The organism is Meishania litoralis (assembly GCF_042611095.1).
Classification (GTDB): Bacteria; Bacteroidota; Bacteroidia; order Flavobacteriales; family Flavobacteriaceae; genus Meishania; species Meishania litoralis.
In genome coordinates, this window is record NZ_JBHFPV010000001.1 from 1,250,123 (window position 1) to 1,266,487 (window position 16,365).

Sequence of the window (16,365 nt, forward strand, 5' to 3'; positions counted from 1 at the left end):
TGAACTGATTTTATTGCTTACCCAATTACTGAAAAAGAAATTAATTGACAATGGACATTACATACTTTTTTGGCGTCGTGCCATACTTTTTCTTGAAGGCCGCGATAAAATGGCTCGAAGTGCTATATCCGACCTTGAGGCCAATTTCATTGACGTTGTATTTGCCCGCCTCCAACAGCTTACGGGCGTGTTCCATCTTATAATCGAACAAAAAGCCATACACCGAATCACCATAAATTTGTTTGAATCCTTCCTTAAGTTTTTTTAGAGGGAGGCCTATTTCCTTTGATAACTGCGCTAATGTCGGAGGTTCGATCATTCTTGAAATCATGATTTCCTTGGCCTGTCGAATTCGCCTAACATTGTCCTCATCCACTAAAAACGGACATTGTTCCATATCGGCATCGGTGCTTTTATTAAAATAGAGCGAAATCAATTCATAAACTTTGCCTTTGATGTAAAGCTCTTTGACCGAAGGATGCAATACATAATTCATCATTTGGCTAAGTACGACCGCAATTGCAGGAGAAACACCTTCTTGCGAATAATATTTTTTCTCTTTGTTCTCCGGATTTAAAAAAGGAATATAATCGGCTTCCTTTGAAAAAAGTGAATGAAATTTTCGAATGGTCATTATTACCGAGACCACCCATGAATTTGGGTAAAGTTCTAGGTTCATTGGCAAATTCAATTTTGTATTGTACAACAACAAAGAATTTTCTTCACTTACGTCAAGCGCATACCTGCCATCATTGAATATAAACTTGGCCCGGCCCTTGAGGCAAAAATGAAATTGAATAAAAGAACTATCTACGTCTTTGGCAACTTTCTGTATTTCAGAACCATCGTTCTGAATTTTTACAACAAAGAATCCTTCTTCGATAAGCATCTCATCAAATGAACCTTCAGCGACATTTTTTTTATCCATTCCTACACTTGTTTTTCAATTTCTATTTAGAAACGTTCTAAATAAAAATGTTCCAATACCCAATATTTGCTATAAATTTATCGTTTTTTAATTACATCATGTCGAAAATAACGCCAAAAGTCCTTATTCGACACTTATTGTTCCTCTAGCGTTGTTTTTATAGCAATATTGCATTTATTTTTGCCATCGTTCGAAACAGCAGATGAAAGATTACCATATTTCGAAACACAGTTCGTTCTATACCATAGGTCTCAGCTATAAAAAGGCCGATGCCCAGGTGCGAGGCGAATTCAGTCTTGATGAAACCGGTATGGAAAACATATTGGTTCAGGCCAAAGCACTTGATATTGACGGTCTTTTGGTCACATCGACATGTAACCGCACCGAGTTGCACGGTTTCGCGCAACACCCCTTCCAATTGATAAAACTGCTCTGCGACAATACCAAAGGCACGATCGAAGCATTTCAAGAAGTGGCCTACGTGTACAAGAACAATGATGCCATCGATCATTTGTTTCGTGTGGGTACCGGTCTCGATAGCCAAATTCTTGGCGATTTCGAGATCATAAGCCAACTGCGTCAAAGTTTTAACCGTTCTAAAAAACACGATATTGCCAATCCGTTTATCGAGCGATTATGTAATTCGGTCATTCAGGCAAGCAAACGGATCAAAAACGAGACCGAAATTTCATCGGGTGCCACTTCGGTAGCCTTTGCCTCTGTACAATATATACTTAATAACGTTCCTGAAATCTCTGAAAAGAACATTTTGCTTTTTGGAACGGGAAAAATCGGCAGAAATACTTGTGAGAACCTTATCAAGCACACCAGAAATCCACACATAACCTTGATCAACCGCACCAAGGACAAGGCCGAAAAAATAGCGGGAAAGTTCAATCTTACGGTTAAAAACTTTGGTGATCTTCAGACCGAAATACGCTCGGCAGATGTTCTCATCGTTGCAACCGGGGCGCAAACGCCGACGATATCGAAAGAATTGATCCATACCAAAAAGCCCTTGCTGATATTGGATTTATCGGTACCCAAGAATGTTTCCGATGACATAACGGACCTAGACCACGTCACTGTTGTTCATCTCGACCATTTATCGCAGATTACCGATGAGACCCTGGAACGGCGTAAACGGCACATCCCCCAGGCAGAAACAATTATTGAAGATATAAAAAGTGATTTCCTTCAATGGTTGGAGACCCGAAAATTCGCTCCGATCATTAAAGCCCTAAAAAAGAAATTAAAGACACTTAAGGATGAAGAACTGGACTACCAGTCAAAAAGAAATGCAGACTTCGACCCCGAACATGCAGATGTCGTCTCGAACCGTATCATCCAAAAAATCACCAAACAATTTGCCAACCATTTGAAGGATGCGTCTACCGATGCCGATGACAGTCTCGAGCTCATTCAAAAAGTCTTTCAACTCGAAGTGAATTCGCAATGAACAAAGTCATCCGCATAGGTACCCGCGATAGTGAATTGGCGCTATGGCAGGCGAATACCGTAAAATCGAAATTAGAGGCCTTGGGCCATCAAGCCGAATTGGTGCCCGTTAAATCTACCGGTGACCTAGTATTGGACAGACCACTTTATGAACTTGGAATTACAGGGATTTTTACCAAGACTTTAGACATTGCCCTATTGGAAGGAACGATCGACATTGCCGTACATTCGTTAAAGGACGTACCGACCCTTCTTCCCAAAGGCATCGTTCAGGCCGCCGTACTCGAAAGGGGAAATTATTACGACATACTGGCCTACAAGCACAATCAAGAATTTTTGGCGCAACGGGAAGCTACCATTGCCACAGGAAGCCTTCGCAGAAAGGCACAATGGCTCAATCGCTATCCGAGCCATACCGTGGTCGATCTAAGGGGCAACGTAAACAGCCGTATCGAGAAGCTGGCCGAGAATGATTGGAACGGGGCCATTTTCGCCGCCGCCGGACTTCAACGTATCGGTATCGAACCCGAAAATACGATCGGCCTTACTTGGATGATTCCCGCACCGGGCCAAGGAGCGGTCATGGTCGTTGCTCTCGAAAAAGACAAAGAAACGCTCGAAGCATGTGTTGCCCTTAACCATAAAGAAACCGAAATATGCACCAGCGTAGAGCGTAGGTTTTTAAACATTCTTGAAGGCGGCTGTACAGCACCGATAGGCGCACTGGCCACTATAGAAGGTGAAGAAATGACCCTCAATGGTGTGTTGCTCAGCAAGGACGGCAAAAAGAAATTGGAGGTCGTCAAAACAATGCCCCTGGCAAAATCAGATGATTTGGCCCAAATCTGTGCAGAAAGCATTTTAAGCCGTGGAGGACGAAGGTTGATGAAAGACCTACAAGCACCGAACGTGGCCCCCTCTGTCTTTTCAACTAAAAAATTGACCGCCGATCAACTACAATTATTCAATGCCCATACTCGCGTAGCTTCTGAAGATTTTATAAAAACCAGCCCTTCAAGAATTGCGCCTGCCTTATTAAAGTCCCCAATCGAAAATGTAATCATCACGAGCCAAAATGCGGTTGAGTCTTTATTAAAAAGTAGTGCGGCGAACTCCTTAAAGTTCAAGAACATCTATTGTGTCGGTCGGCGCACCAAGCGTTTGATCGAATCACGTATCGGCCCGGTAAAATATGTTGCAAGCAATGCCCAAAAATTGGCGGAATACCTCGTAGAATTTATGGAAGGGCTCGAAGCCACTTATTTCTGTGGTAACCGCAGATTGGATGAATTGCCCGATATTTTTGAAAAAAATAGCATAACGCTTAATGAAGTGGAAGCCTATAGCACCAAACTCGTTCCGACAAAAGTACCCGAAGAAGTAAAGGCAGTATTGTTCTTTAGCCCTACCGGAGTAGAAAGTTACCTCATCGATAATAAACGAGATGTAACGGCATACTGTATAGGAGAAACCACGGCCCAAGCCGCCAGAAAATACTTTACCATGGTTCAGGTAGCCAAAATACCGACCGTTGAAAGTGTAATCGATTTGGTGAATATGGATTATGGTGAATAGCCGTTGGCTGTTAGCTGTTGGAGTTTGGTTGAAAAATAAAATATGAGGGATTTTAGAAAACTTGATATTTGGAAGAACGGTATTCAAATCGTCAAGGAGATTTATGAATTGTCCGATAAATTACCTTCAAACGAAAAGTTTGGATTGCGAAGCCAAATTACAAGGGCGGCTGTTTCCGTTCCGTCAAATATCGCCGATGGATGTAGCAGGAATAGTGAAATCGAGTTCAAGCGATTTTAAGAAATTGCAATCGGCTCACTTTTTGAAGTAGAAACACAATTAATTATAACCGAAGAACTAGATTTCATTTCAAAAAAGGATTTACAGGATATATTTAAGCTTCTCGATAAAGAAGCAAAAATGATCAACAGCCTAATCAGTGAAATAAAATATAGCTAACACCCAAAGGCCAATAGCCAATAGCCAATAGCCAATAGCCAATAGCCAAATATGATCAAAAACGACTTATTCCTTAGGGCCTTGAAAGGCGAAACCGTAGACCGGCCTCCCGTATGGATGATGCGCCAAGCGGGCAGATATCTCCCCGAGTTCATGAAAATAAAGGAGCAATACGATTTCTTTACCCGTTGCCAAACGCCTGAACTCGCTTCCGAGATTACCGTACAGCCTATCCGTCGATTCGGCATGGATGCCGCCATATTGTTTTCCGATATCCTGGTCATCCCTCAGGCCATGAACATCGAGGTACAGATGAAGCCAAATTTCGGCCCGTACCTGCCTAATCCGATCCGCTCGAAAAGTGACTTGAACTCCGTTATTGTTCCCGATATCGACGATTCGCTCGATTATGTGATGCAGGCCATTAAGGCGACCAAGGAGAAGTTGAACGACGAGGTGCCGTTGATCGGTTTTGCAGGTTCTCCATGGACGATTTTATGCTATTGTGTGCAAGGTCAGGGCAGCAAGACCTTTGACAAGGCCAAAGAACTGTGTTTTACACAACCTGCCGTTGCCCACGAACTGTTACAGAAAATCACCGACACCACGATTGCCTATTTAAAGGCCAAGGTCAAGGCTGGCGTAAACGCCGTGCAGGTATTCGATTCGTGGGGAGGTATGCTTTCTCCCGTCGATTATCAAGAGTTCTCATTCCAATACATGCAACAGATAATTGATGCCCTAAAAGATGAAACGCCCGTAATCGTCTTCGGAAAGGGTTGTTGGTTCGCTTTGGGAGATATGGCCCGGTCGGGAGCTTCGGCCCTTGGTATCGATTGGACCTGTTCGGCGCGAAATGCCCGTTACCTCTCCGGTGGAAAGATAACACTTCAGGGCAATTTCGATCCGGCACGGTTACTTTCGCCTCCCTCAGAAATCAAAAAGATGGTCGTGCAAATGATCCATGAATTCGGCAAGGATAATTATGTCGTCAATCTCGGGCACGGTATTCTGCCGAACGTTCCCGTTGAAAATGCAAAAGCCTTTATCGATGCGGTAAAGGAATACGCTCCCTAATTTCCAAAATGGGGCTGAAATCCGAGAACGTATGTTAGTTGAGTTTGAAGAATATCTAATCGACGCTATACATGAAAAATATGCTTGGCGTATCTGCGATTTTGTCGTCTCGAACGCCGAGCGATTGAAACGATACTTTCCGAAGACGTTGGAACAAAATTTAACGCCCGACCTGTCAAAATATTTCGTCGAGAAAAAGCTCAAACAATATAAAAGTCAAGAAGAACTCGTTTTTGTTCTGAAAGAAAAAGAAAACCGTACCGTAATCGGATTGGTCTATATCAAGAAAATCGATTGGAAAGTCAAGGAGGCCGAGCTCGCCTACTGTATTGGCTATCAATATGAGGGCAAAGGGTATATGACCGAGTCAGTGCGATGGCTTTCCGATTATGCCTTTACCGAATTGAATCTTCGAACCCTTAAATTAATCGTCCATAAATCCAATTTTGGGAGTATCAAGGTTGCTGAAAAATGTGGGTATCTTTGGAAAAGAACATTATTCAACGAACATAAACCCCCGAATGAGAGTCCTTTGGACATGGAACTATACGAACGCACATGAAAGACCGGTTCTACACTTACATTCAAGACCTACAGAACGTGATTACCTCAAAACTTGAGAAAATCGATGGTGCTGCCCGATTTCAAGAAGACATTTGGAAACGACCGGAAGGCGGGGGAGGCAGAACACGTGTCATCGAAAACGGAAACGTATTCGAAAAGGGCGGGGTCAATATTTCTGCGGTACACGGGGCACTCCCTGAAAGCATGCAAAAGTATTTTGGGGTCAAAGATGCCGATTTTTTTGCCTGCGGATTGAGCTTGGTCGTTCATCCGAAGAATCCGATGGTACCGACCGTACATGCCAATTGGCGTTATTTTGAAATGTATGATAAGACCGGAAATATCGTTGACCAGTGGTTCGGCGGAGGGCAAGATTTAACGCCTTATTATCTCTTTGATGAAGATGCCGTTCATTTTCATTCTGTTTGTAAAAAGGCATGCGACACCCATAATCCTGACTTTTACCCCACCTATAAAAAAAGGTGTGACGCATATTTTTGGAACGCACATCGCGACGAAGCAAGGGGAATCGGAGGGTTGTTTTTTGACTATTGTAAAGAAACCGAAGAATTATCTATGGATGGCTGGTACGTATTCGTTACAGAAGTGGGTGACAGCTTTTTGGAAGCCTACGCTCCTATTGTAGAAAAGCGAAAACACCTGCCCTATTCCAAAGAAAATCGCGAATGGCAGGAAATCAGAAGAGGACGCTACGTCGAATTTAATCTAGTGCACGATAAGGGCACCCTGTTCGGCTTGAAGACCAATGGCCGTATCGAAAGCATTTTGATGAGCCTTCCGCCCCATGTACAATGGCGTTATGATTACCATCCTGAAAAGGGGAGTGAAGAGGAGCGATTAGTGCAAGTATTGCGAAATCCGATGGAATGGGTATAAACAAAGCTTTTTTTTTCGCTCTACTGATATTTGGTTGCACTTCCAAAAAATCTAAAAGCGATATCGATATCACCTTTACGCCTGACACCCTAAATGTCGGTTATACGTATTGGTGGCCAGAATCAGGGCCTTTTATCGGCGAATGTGGCAACGAACTTTCACTGGTCTTTACCGGGTCGATCAAGGCCTTGAAAGAACCCAACGACGACCCGGGGCCATTATATACTTCGCAAGAAGGAATTATCGAAATCGATAGGGTATTCAAGATCAAAGCATTGGGCGAGAATACATATGCCAATCAAAAATTCATGGTGACCGATTGTTTTCATGGCCTAGGGTTAAATATAGGCGATCAGGTCATTGTCTTTTGTTATGATTATGAGGGTGGTTACAGTATTCCTGGAGGAAAATCCATACTAAAAGTTACGTCGCTAGATGACCCCTTGGTCGAATCGATTAAAAAATACATCGATTCAAATCAAGATCCGAGGGTTTTGCAAGAAGATATTACTTTGTGGACGGACAAAGAGATGGGTTCGGCCGTAGAAAAAATAAGTGCCTGTCATGAAGAAATGAGTTCTATGAACAATACCCATATTGACATTAATAATTAACTTTATCCGTATGTATCCACTTATAAGAAATAGAAGGTTAAGAGCGAATGAATCGATCCGTAGCTTGGTTCGAGAAACCGTTATCACCCCAAACGATTTTTTGGTCCCTCTTTTTGTAGTAGAAGGGAAAAACATCAAGGAAGAAATCGCTTCAATGCCCGATTACTATCGTTTGAGCCTCGACAATTTGGAAAAAGAGGTCAAAGAACTTTGGAGTATGGGTCTTCGTGCGGTACTACTTTTCGTCAAAGTGCCCGACAACCTAAAGGACAACAAAGGTTCGGAAGCCCTGAACCCAAACGGACTCATGCAGTTGGCGATCAAGCATGTTAAAAATGCCTGCCCTGAAATGTTGGTCATGACCGATGTCGCCCTGGACCCTTACTCTTCCTTTGGCCATGATGGTATCGTCGAGGACGGACAAATATTGAACGATGAAACCGCAGAGGTCTTGGCCGAGATGAGTATTTCACATGCCCTGGCCGGAGCCGACTTTGTAGCCCCAAGTGATATGATGGACGGTCGTATACTGACGATACGCGAAGCTCTTGAAGAAGAAGAACTCTACAATACGGGTATTATGGCCTATAGCGCCAAATATGCCAGTGCTTTTTACGGCCCCTTTCGTGATGCGCTCGACTCGGCACCTGTCGATTTAAGGAATGTACCCAAAGACAAAAAAACCTATCAAATGGATCCTGCCAATCGCTTCGAGGCTATCAAGGAAACGCAAATGGATATAGAGGAAGGAGCTGATATCATCATGGTAAAACCTGGATTGTGCTATTTGGATATCGTTCGCGAAATACGCAACGAGGTCGATGTGCCTGTGGCGGTGTATCAAGTGTCGGGCGAATATGCCATGGTGAAGGCGGCGGCCGAAAAAGGATGGCTCGACCATGACACGGTTATGATGGAACAATTGGTGGCGATAAAAAGAGCCGGGGCAAATATCATTGCAAGCTACTTCGCCAAGGATGCGGTTAGGCTAATGGGATAGTATCGCCTAGTCATTCCTCCTTCGCCGGTATCACAAAAGCAAGGAAATATGAAAAAAATAGTTTTTATACTTTTCGGTTTATTTTGTATTGCCGCAAGCGGTCAAGAAAGTGCTTCCAAAGTACTTAAAATTGGTATGGGAGACGAACTTGCCCATGCCTCTCCGGCTGAAGTCGGTCTTGATTCTGCATACATACATACCCAAGTCGATTCCATAATAACGAACGGTATAAAACAGGAGGCCTTTCCGGGAGCACAAATTTTAGTGGCCAAGGAAGGTAAGATCATATTTCACGAAGCCTATGGGTTTCACACCTATGATAGCATTCAACCCGTCGCGCCCAACGATATTTACGACCTGGCATCGGTCACAAAAATCATGGGGCCCTTGCCTGCGATCATGAAATTGGTCGATGAGCGTAAACTGGATCTTGACATACCTTTTAGCAACTATTGGAAACGTTGGCAAGGCCAAAAGGATAAAGAAAACTTGACTTTACGTGAAATCTTGGCGCACCAGGCCGGTTTGACACCCTATATCGTGTTTTTGAACGAAGTCATCAAAAAGAACGGAAAGGTTAAAAAACGCTTTGTAAAAAAAAGATTAAAACCAAGGTTTGAGAACCAAGCTTATCCCGGGCTTTTTGTCAAAAACCGTTTCAACCGTAAGATGTACCGCATAATCGACCGGTCAAAAGTATCGGAAAAAAAATACCGCTATTCCGGGCTTACCTTTTTGATATTTCCTGAATTGATCGAGCAATTGACGGGCGAGTCCTACGAAGCCTATCTGGAAAAGAATTTTTACCTGCCCATGGGTGCAACAACGATGGGGTTCAAGCCAAGTACAAAAGGTTTTTCGAACAATATTGTGCCGACCGAGATCGACACACTTTTTCGGCATACCTTGACCCATGGCTGGGTACACGATGAAAATGCCTCGCTATTGGGCGGGGTATCGGGCAATGCCGGACTTTTCGCCACCGCGACCGACCTTGCCAAAATGATGCAAATGTATATGCAGTTCGGTACTTATGCCGGAAACCGCTATATCTCGGAAGAAACGCTTAGGGAATTCATTCGAGTGCAGTATCCCGAAAACGAAAACCGCAGAGGATTGGGCTTTGACAAGCCCTTATTGGGCAATGACACGCTCTATTTAAAAGATTCTTACCCTGCCCCCGAGGTAAGCCCAAAAAGCTTCGGACATAGTGGCTTTACGGGCACCTTTGTTTGGGCAGACCCTAATAACCAACTTGTTTATATCTTTCTTTCGAACAGGGTATACCCTTCAAGGGAACATTCCAACATCTATAAATTGAACATTAGGTCGGCAGTACTACAAGTCTTCTATCAAGCAAATCTTGCTTCAGACTGAATACGCCGTTCCCGTCGAATTTGTATCTTAGTGTCGTAAAAACCGATACATGGGGCTGCTCATATTCTACGCAATTATTTCAATCTTTTTTTCCTTTCTATGCTCCATTTTAGAAGCCGTGCTTTTAAGTGTAAATCCCACTTTCATCAATATCAAGAAAAAAGAGGGCAAGGGTTACGCCGAAACCTTGGAAGAACTTAAAAAAGATGTCGATAAACCTTTGATAGCCATTTTGACCTTGAACACCATAGCCCATACCGTTGGTGCAATTTTGGTCGGGGTACAGGCAAAAATTGCGTACGCGGATCTTTACGGAAGTAGCACAAGGTCTTTTTTTGGTATTGAATTCACCGAAGATCTAATGGTAGGTGTGGTATCTACGTTCATGACCATCTTGATTCTGGTCGCCTCGGAGATCATACCGAAGACCATAGGGGCCACCTATTGGCGCCAACTTGCCAACTTCTCGGCAAAGACCTTAAAGTTCATGGTCTTGGCACTCAAGTGGACCGGACTCCTTTGGCTCTTGCAGCTTTTTACCAAACTGGTAGGCGGCAAAGGTCATCATGGCAGTGTTTTGAGTCGGGAAGATTTCACCGCTATGACCGATATCGCCCATGAGGAAGGGGTTTTTGAGAAATCGGAATCCATCATCATCAAAAATCTGCTTCGATTCGACGAGGTACTTGTCAAGGACGTAATGACCCCGAGGGCGGTCATGAAAATCGCATCGGAAAAGAAAACCATTGGCGAGTATTTTGAAGATAATCCAAAGATGCGTTTTTCAAGGATTCCCGTGTTCAGCGATAAAATGGACCATATCGATGGTTTTGTGCTTAAAGACAATATTTTGGAAGAAATGGTCAATGACAATGGCGATACTCCATTATCCGAGATCAAACGGCCCATTTTGGTCACAGAACGGGATACCCCAATACCCAAACTTTTTGATATTTTCATAGGTAAGCGCGAACACATCGCACTGGTAATCGATGAATATGGTTCTGTGAGCGGACTTGTGACCATGGAAGACATTATCGAAACGCTCTTAGGTCTTGAAATAATGGACGAGAGTGATAATGTGGCCGATTTGCAGGAATTGGCAAGAAAAAATTGGGAAAGTCGGGCCCAACGCACTGGCGTAATCGAAAAACTTGCAAAACCCGAATGATTGAAACGGCATTTATAGAAACCCCCTTGGGCATTGCCAAAATCGAGGGCGATACCGACGGATTGAAGGCCATTACAGTTCTTGATACATCGGAGGAAATCACCAAAATTATTCCTGAAGTGCTTGAAGACGCTGTTTATCAACTGCAGGAATATTTCAGGGGAGAACGAAAAGCCTTTGACCTTATACTGAACCCTGACGGCACCGATTTTCAAATAAAAGTATGGGAAGAACTTTTGAATATTCCCTTTGGCAACACCATGTCTTATTTGGATCTGTCGAAAAAATTGGGCGATGTGAAAGCGATCCGTGCGGTTGCGGCAGCAAATGGCAAGAATCCGATATGGATCATAATTCCCTGCCATCGCGTCATAGGAAGTGATGGTTCCTTAACGGGCTACGCTGGTGGATTGCACCGCAAAAAATGGCTTTTAGAGCACGAAAGCCCCGTAAAACAGCAATCCCTTTTCTAATTTTTACCGACCCTCCGGTCTGTTTCTTCCAATATCTCGGAAACGAAGGAACGATTTGTGCATTTCATCGATAAAGGCCTGTTCTTTATGGGCATATTGACCTATTTATTCGCATTCATTCCGTCGAACGACCGACTTGATGGTCGGTAAGCCCTTTTTACGGTGTTTTGAAATAGTCTGTCCATAATTCCGCGAATCCTCCATATTACTGAATAAAAAATATCCCATTTGTTCGTATATTGGATTCTCCCATTTTCTTGAACCTGGTATTTAAAACACTATTGAATGTTGCAAAAAATCAATTTGGAAGATATTCTGTTTCTCGATATTGAGACCATTCCCGAATATGCAGATTTTAATGCCCTTGATGATGAGAAAAAGGAGTTGTGGGAACACAAATCGCAATACCAAAGAAAGGATGAAATTTCTGCGGAGGAATTTTATCAACGTGCGGGTATTTGGGCCGAATTCGGAAAGATCATTTGTATTTCAGTAGGCTACTTCAATCTAAAGGGTGACAAACGGGAGTTCAGGGTAACAACCTATCATGGCGAGGAAAAGAACCTGCTCGAAGATTTCAAAAACCTGCTGGATTTACATTTTGGACATCCTAAAAAACTACTCTGCGGACATAATGCAAAGGAATTCGATTTTCCGTATATCGCGCGACGCATGCTAATCCATGGCATTCCCCTTCCCCACAAACTAAATCTCTTTGGCAAGAAGCCCTGGGAAATTCCGCATTTGGATACCATGGAGCTTTGGAAGTTTGGCGATTATAAGCATTTTACATCCTTAAAACTGATGGCCAACGTGTTGGGCATTCCCTCGCCCAAACAAGACATCGACGGCAGTATGGTACGTGATGTGTTCTACAACGAAAACGACATTGAGCGCATCATAACCTATTGCGAACTCGATGTTGTGACGACCGCCCAAGTTTTCCTAAGATTGCGAAATGACGATCTACTAAGGGAAAAAGAAATCAAAAAAGTATAGCCCTACTCATTATACTTTAATTGAATATACACTGGAAAATGATCACTGTACCCGCCAAGATATTTTTTGCCCGCAAAGGTCCTGAAGGGATTTCCCTTATATTTCCCCGAATATTCCTTTAAAAATCGATCATCAAAAATATTGGCATGGGCGAAGCTATGCGTTCTTTTCTTGTAATTGAAATAATTGTGCGAAACTATTATCTGATCGAAAAGGCTCCAACTACGCTTATATGAGGTGCTTCCCCTCTCGAAGGGTGAATGTAGTTTTTCCATCGGGTTGTACAAGGCAGCCGACTTCATCAAGGTTTGAATGCTTGTCGATTCAGGGTTGTCGTTAAAATCGCCCATGATGATGTAATTCGGATCCTCATGGGCTGCTTCAATTTTCAACATGAAATTGCAGATGGTTTCAGCAGCCAATATTCGTTTATATTGGGTTTCATCTGCCCCATCTCTTCTAGAAGGCCAGTGATTTACAAACACATGAACCTCTTCTCCATTCATTTTCCCGTGCACGTAGAGAATATCACGGGTCATATCTCTTTCACCGTTCTGATCGGCCACGTACAAGGTTATGGGTTCGGAAGCCAGCACCTCAAAAAAACTCCTATGATATAAAAGGGCGGTATCGATGCCCCGCTCATCAGGTGAGTCATAGTGTACATACCCATAATCGATCTTGCGCAATGGTTCCGAATTTATCAGATCACGAACCACCATCTCGTTCTCGACCTCTGCCACCCCGACCAACACCGGTGGTTTCTGCGTAGACTCGAACCCTATTTCGGAAATGGTGCGTGCCAATTTGAAAAGTTTTCGCTTGTAGCGTTTGGCAGTCCATTTTCGACTGCCGTTTGGGGTAAAATCATCGTCCAAGGTATCGGGGTCGTCTACGGTATCGAAGAGGTTTTCCAGATTATAGAAGGCAATCGTATATAAAGAATTCCTTCTTTTCTTCTTTAAAAACGGAAAAATCATGATATAGTTGAATGGGGCACTAAATTTACAAAATATGCTAGTGAAGTAATGTTTAAATTTGCATTTTGATATAGGAAATGCTAGAAAGGACGAGTACAGATTACGAAAGGGCCATACTGATCGGTGTAATAAATCGTGAACAAAACGAGGAAAAGGTTACTGAATATTTAGACGAACTCGAATTCTTGACCTATACAGCGGGTGGCGAAGTTGTCAAAAGGTTCGTACAACGTATGGACGTTCCCAACCCAAAAACCCTGATCGGAAGTGGCAAGATAAAAGAAGTTCAAGAATATGTCTTGGACAATGATATCGGTTCGGTAATATTCGATGACGAGCTGACCCCGGCACAACAGAACAATATCGAGAAGACCTTAAAATGTAAAATCATTGATCGTACCAGCCTGATACTTGACATCTTCGCCCAAAGGGCCCAGACCAGTTATGCCCGCACCCAGGTGGAACTTGCCCAATATGAATATTTGCTGCCGCGTCTGACCGGTTTGTGGACACACCTTGAAAGACAACGTGGCGGAATTGGAATGAGGGGACCTGGTGAGACAGAAATTGAAACCGATAGACGAATAGTCAGAGACCGGATCTCGCTTCTCAAGAAAAAGCTGTTGAAAATAGATCGCCAAATGGAAACACAGCGCGGTAATCGCGGTGCGTTGGTGCGTGTGGCCCTGGTGGGCTATACCAATGTAGGCAAATCGACCTTGATGAACGTAATCAGCAAAAGTGAGGTCTTTGCTGAGAACAAGCTATTCGCTACACTCGACACAACGGTTCGAAAAGTAGTCATAGGAAACCTTCCTTTTCTTCTAAGCGATACGGTCGGTTTTATTCGCAAACTACCGACGCAATTGGTTGAGAGTTTTAAAAGCACCTTGGACGAGGTGCGAGAAGCCGATTTGCTCTTACATATTGTCGATATCTCTCATGCTCAATTCGAGGAGCAGATCGATTCGGTAAATAATATTTTGGGCGAAATCGACTGTGCCGATAAAAAAACGATCATGGTCTTTAACAAGATCGACCGCTATGAACATGAAACGATCGACGACGATGACTTGACGACGGAAAAAACCAAAAAGCATTTCACGATCGAGGAGTGGAAAAATACCTGGATGCAAAGGGTTGGCAAAGATGCCATCTTCATCTCGGCCTTGAACAAAGAAAACCTTGATGAGTTTCGCAAACGCGTCTACAATGAAGTTCGCGAGATCCACGTTACGCGATTTCCATATAACAACTTTCTTTACCCTGAGCATTTAGACCAATATTGAACTTGATCTCGGGTCGTTCATCGTATATTTTGACCGTTCATATTTTTCACAACATTTTGGGCTTAGTTCACAACAATAATTTACTGGAATCAATTATCCGCCATACATTTACATTGTAATTAAGTTATAGTATTGACCCCGAATCGAACTATGTGCTTGACCTTGACAAAGTGAAGTTTCCCCAAGACAGATCTTTGAACCTATAAAAGCTAACCCGATGATTATCGGGACCAAATTTTACGAAATACCTACTTATCTAAAAAAATTGCCCCGTTCTTGCGGGGCTTTTTTATTGATTATGGCTCTTCTTTGACCGTAGTTCATCGATCATACAACACATTTTGATGTATTTCACAACATGTTTTGAAAGGTTCACAACAAAAATTTAAGAAAGCGAAAGGGTAAAATTACATTCGCTTTGTATTTATTATTTAGTTTTTGTTCCTTATCGAAACTTGACCGAAACATAATTAGTATTTGGTTTTACCTGAATCTCTACTTGACCTAAGAAGTGCAATTTTTGACTGTTTGACCAAATTTAACGAATCCTACTTAAAGAAAACGCCCCGCGGTTAACGGGGCGTTTTTAGTTGTTGAGTGTTGATCTCTTTCTTAAAAGGCATAGTTAAGACCGAATAGCCAATAGCTCTGGGTCGGATTGTCAACATTCTCAAATGTCGGGCCCGGTGTGGGTACTGGATTTTGAGCTAGGGCATTCGCCAAAGCCTCTTGTTTGTTTCCTCTCAAGCCGAACTCAAATCCGAGACCTATTCCGTTCCACAATGTATATCCAAACGAGTTTATCCAGGTCCAGTTCGATAGGTCCCCACTCTTATAGCTTTGAAAAGTCGAGAAATTGGTCTTGAAATTAACCGCCCCTATCTGCCTTGTATAATCGACAAGTATTTTAGCTCCCATTGATGACTCGAATACATCATCTTGACTAGAAAACACGAAATTGTAGTTCAACGGATGTATTACAACAACCATATTCTCAACGGGCAACCAAGTGGCACCAATACCCGCATCAAGATAACCGGGGTCGTTGAAATTATTGATAATGGAAGTACGATACTCCGCCAAGGCCGAAATTGCGAACTTTTTGCTCAAGTTATAGCCGAACAGAGAAGTGATATTGAGAACATCAGTGGTACCATTAAAGCTATCATCGTCGGTATCGATATCCTTATTATCCAATTTAACCCATTGAAGGTTAACGTTAAGAGCGTTGTTCCAAAAGTATTTTTCTTGTTTTAAATTGGCGAAACCATTCAATGTAACGCCAATATTACCAGCTGAATTGTTTGGGTTTCCCTGCTGGAACCAATTCTTAGCTCCCGATAGATTGGCCCCAATTGTTCCGAATGCCCCTTTTCGCCAACCCGGCAGCGCGTTTATTTCACCTTGAAGGGCATCAATTCTCGCCTGAATGGCCGCAATCGAATCCTTTTTAGGTCCCAACTGAGCTTTTAATTCCTCCGCTTTTTCTACATCGGTCTGAGCATATGTACATGTTACCAAAAACACAGCTCCAATTGCAAAAAGTAAATTTTTCATAATGTTT

The 16,365-nt window shown here is 43.0% G+C and carries 15 protein-coding genes and 1 pseudogene; 13 read left to right on the forward strand and 3 right to left on the reverse strand.

Annotated features, from left to right (window positions below; all coding sequences use genetic code 11):
* Window positions 1–40: 40 nt before the first annotated feature.
* Window positions 41–928, reverse strand: coding sequence for an AraC family transcriptional regulator (locus ACEZ3G_RS05595; protein ID WP_432424463.1), 888 nt, complete (start codon window positions 926–928; stop codon window positions 41–43).
* Window positions 929–1,130: 202 nt separating this feature from the next.
* Here ACEZ3G_RS05595 and hemA point away from each other — a divergent pair, with 202 nt between their 5' ends.
* From hemA to ACEZ3G_RS05655, 12 genes and pseudogenes are all read left to right on the forward strand, one after another.
* On the forward strand, window positions 1,131–2,387 hold the full coding sequence (gene hemA, locus ACEZ3G_RS05600) for a glutamyl-tRNA reductase (RefSeq protein ID WP_432424464.1): 1,257 nt from the start codon (window positions 1,131–1,133) through the stop codon (window positions 2,385–2,387).
* Complete coding sequence (gene hemC / locus ACEZ3G_RS05605; RefSeq protein WP_432424465.1) at window positions 2,384–3,961, forward strand: hydroxymethylbilane synthase; 1,578 nt, start codon at window positions 2,384–2,386, stop codon at window positions 3,959–3,961. Before hemA ends, hemC begins: the two co-directional genes overlap by 4 nt.
* Window positions 3,962–4,003: 42 nt before the next feature.
* Window positions 4,004–4,360, forward strand: a pseudogene (locus tag ACEZ3G_RS05610) (four helix bundle protein).
* 51 nt (window positions 4,361–4,411) lie between these two features.
* A complete protein-coding gene (gene hemE / locus ACEZ3G_RS05615; RefSeq protein WP_432424466.1) occupies window positions 4,412–5,437 on the forward strand; it encodes a uroporphyrinogen decarboxylase in 1,026 nt (341 codons plus the stop codon).
* A 31-nt stretch (window positions 5,438–5,468) separates the two neighbouring features.
* Window positions 5,469–5,999, forward strand: a complete 531-nt coding sequence (locus ACEZ3G_RS05620) for a GNAT family N-acetyltransferase (RefSeq protein WP_432424467.1) — start codon at window positions 5,469–5,471, stop codon at window positions 5,997–5,999.
* Window positions 5,996–6,898 carry an oxygen-dependent coproporphyrinogen oxidase gene (hemF, locus tag ACEZ3G_RS05625; protein ID WP_432424468.1) on the forward strand — a complete coding sequence of 301 codons (903 nt, stop codon included), beginning with the start codon at window positions 5,996–5,998 and terminating at the stop codon, window positions 6,896–6,898. The genes ACEZ3G_RS05620 and hemF overlap by 4 nt, the downstream gene beginning before the upstream one ends.
* Window positions 6,889–7,512 (forward strand): hypothetical protein, encoded by a 624-nt coding sequence (locus ACEZ3G_RS05630; protein ID WP_432424469.1) that lies wholly within the window; start codon window positions 6,889–6,891, stop codon window positions 7,510–7,512. The genes hemF and ACEZ3G_RS05630 overlap by 10 nt, the downstream gene beginning before the upstream one ends.
* A 10-nt stretch (window positions 7,513–7,522) precedes the next feature.
* Window positions 7,523–8,512: a porphobilinogen synthase gene (gene hemB / locus ACEZ3G_RS05635; RefSeq protein ID WP_432424470.1), complete on the forward strand. Its 990-nt coding sequence runs from the start codon at window positions 7,523–7,525 to the stop codon at window positions 8,510–8,512.
* A 48-nt stretch (window positions 8,513–8,560) separates the two neighbouring features.
* Window positions 8,561–9,889: a serine hydrolase domain-containing protein gene (locus ACEZ3G_RS05640; protein WP_432424471.1), complete on the forward strand. Its 1,329-nt coding sequence runs from the start codon at window positions 8,561–8,563 to the stop codon at window positions 9,887–9,889.
* A gap of 49 nt (window positions 9,890–9,938) precedes the next feature.
* Window positions 9,939–11,060, forward strand: coding sequence for a CNNM domain-containing protein (locus ACEZ3G_RS05645; protein ID WP_432424472.1), 1,122 nt, complete (start codon window positions 9,939–9,941; stop codon window positions 11,058–11,060).
* The gene (locus ACEZ3G_RS05650) at window positions 11,057–11,533 is read left to right on the forward strand and encodes a methylated-DNA--[protein]-cysteine S-methyltransferase (protein WP_432424473.1); all 477 of its coding nucleotides are present in this window, start codon (window positions 11,057–11,059) and stop codon (window positions 11,531–11,533) included. Before ACEZ3G_RS05645 ends, ACEZ3G_RS05650 begins: the two co-directional genes overlap by 4 nt.
* A gap of 285 nt (window positions 11,534–11,818) precedes the next feature.
* Window positions 11,819–12,532 (forward strand): 3'-5' exonuclease, encoded by a 714-nt coding sequence (locus ACEZ3G_RS05655; protein WP_432424474.1) that lies wholly within the window; start codon window positions 11,819–11,821, stop codon window positions 12,530–12,532.
* Window positions 12,533–12,534: 2 nt separating this feature from the next.
* On the opposite strand, the gene ACEZ3G_RS05660 is transcribed toward ACEZ3G_RS05655, so the two are convergent.
* Complete coding sequence (locus ACEZ3G_RS05660) at window positions 12,535–13,512, reverse strand: endonuclease/exonuclease/phosphatase family protein (protein WP_432424475.1); 978 nt, start codon at window positions 13,510–13,512, stop codon at window positions 12,535–12,537.
* 77 nt (window positions 13,513–13,589) lie between these two features.
* On the opposite strand from ACEZ3G_RS05660, the gene hflX reads away from it, so the two are divergent.
* On the forward strand, window positions 13,590–14,801 hold the full coding sequence (hflX, locus tag ACEZ3G_RS05665; RefSeq protein WP_432424476.1) for a GTPase HflX: 1,212 nt from the start codon (window positions 13,590–13,592) through the stop codon (window positions 14,799–14,801).
* A gap of 612 nt (window positions 14,802–15,413) precedes the next feature.
* Here hflX and ACEZ3G_RS05670 read toward each other — a convergent pair.
* On the reverse strand, window positions 15,414–16,358 hold the full coding sequence (locus ACEZ3G_RS05670; RefSeq protein ID WP_432424477.1) for a DUF3078 domain-containing protein: 945 nt from the start codon (window positions 16,356–16,358) through the stop codon (window positions 15,414–15,416).
* Window positions 16,359–16,365 lie beyond the last annotated feature (7 nt).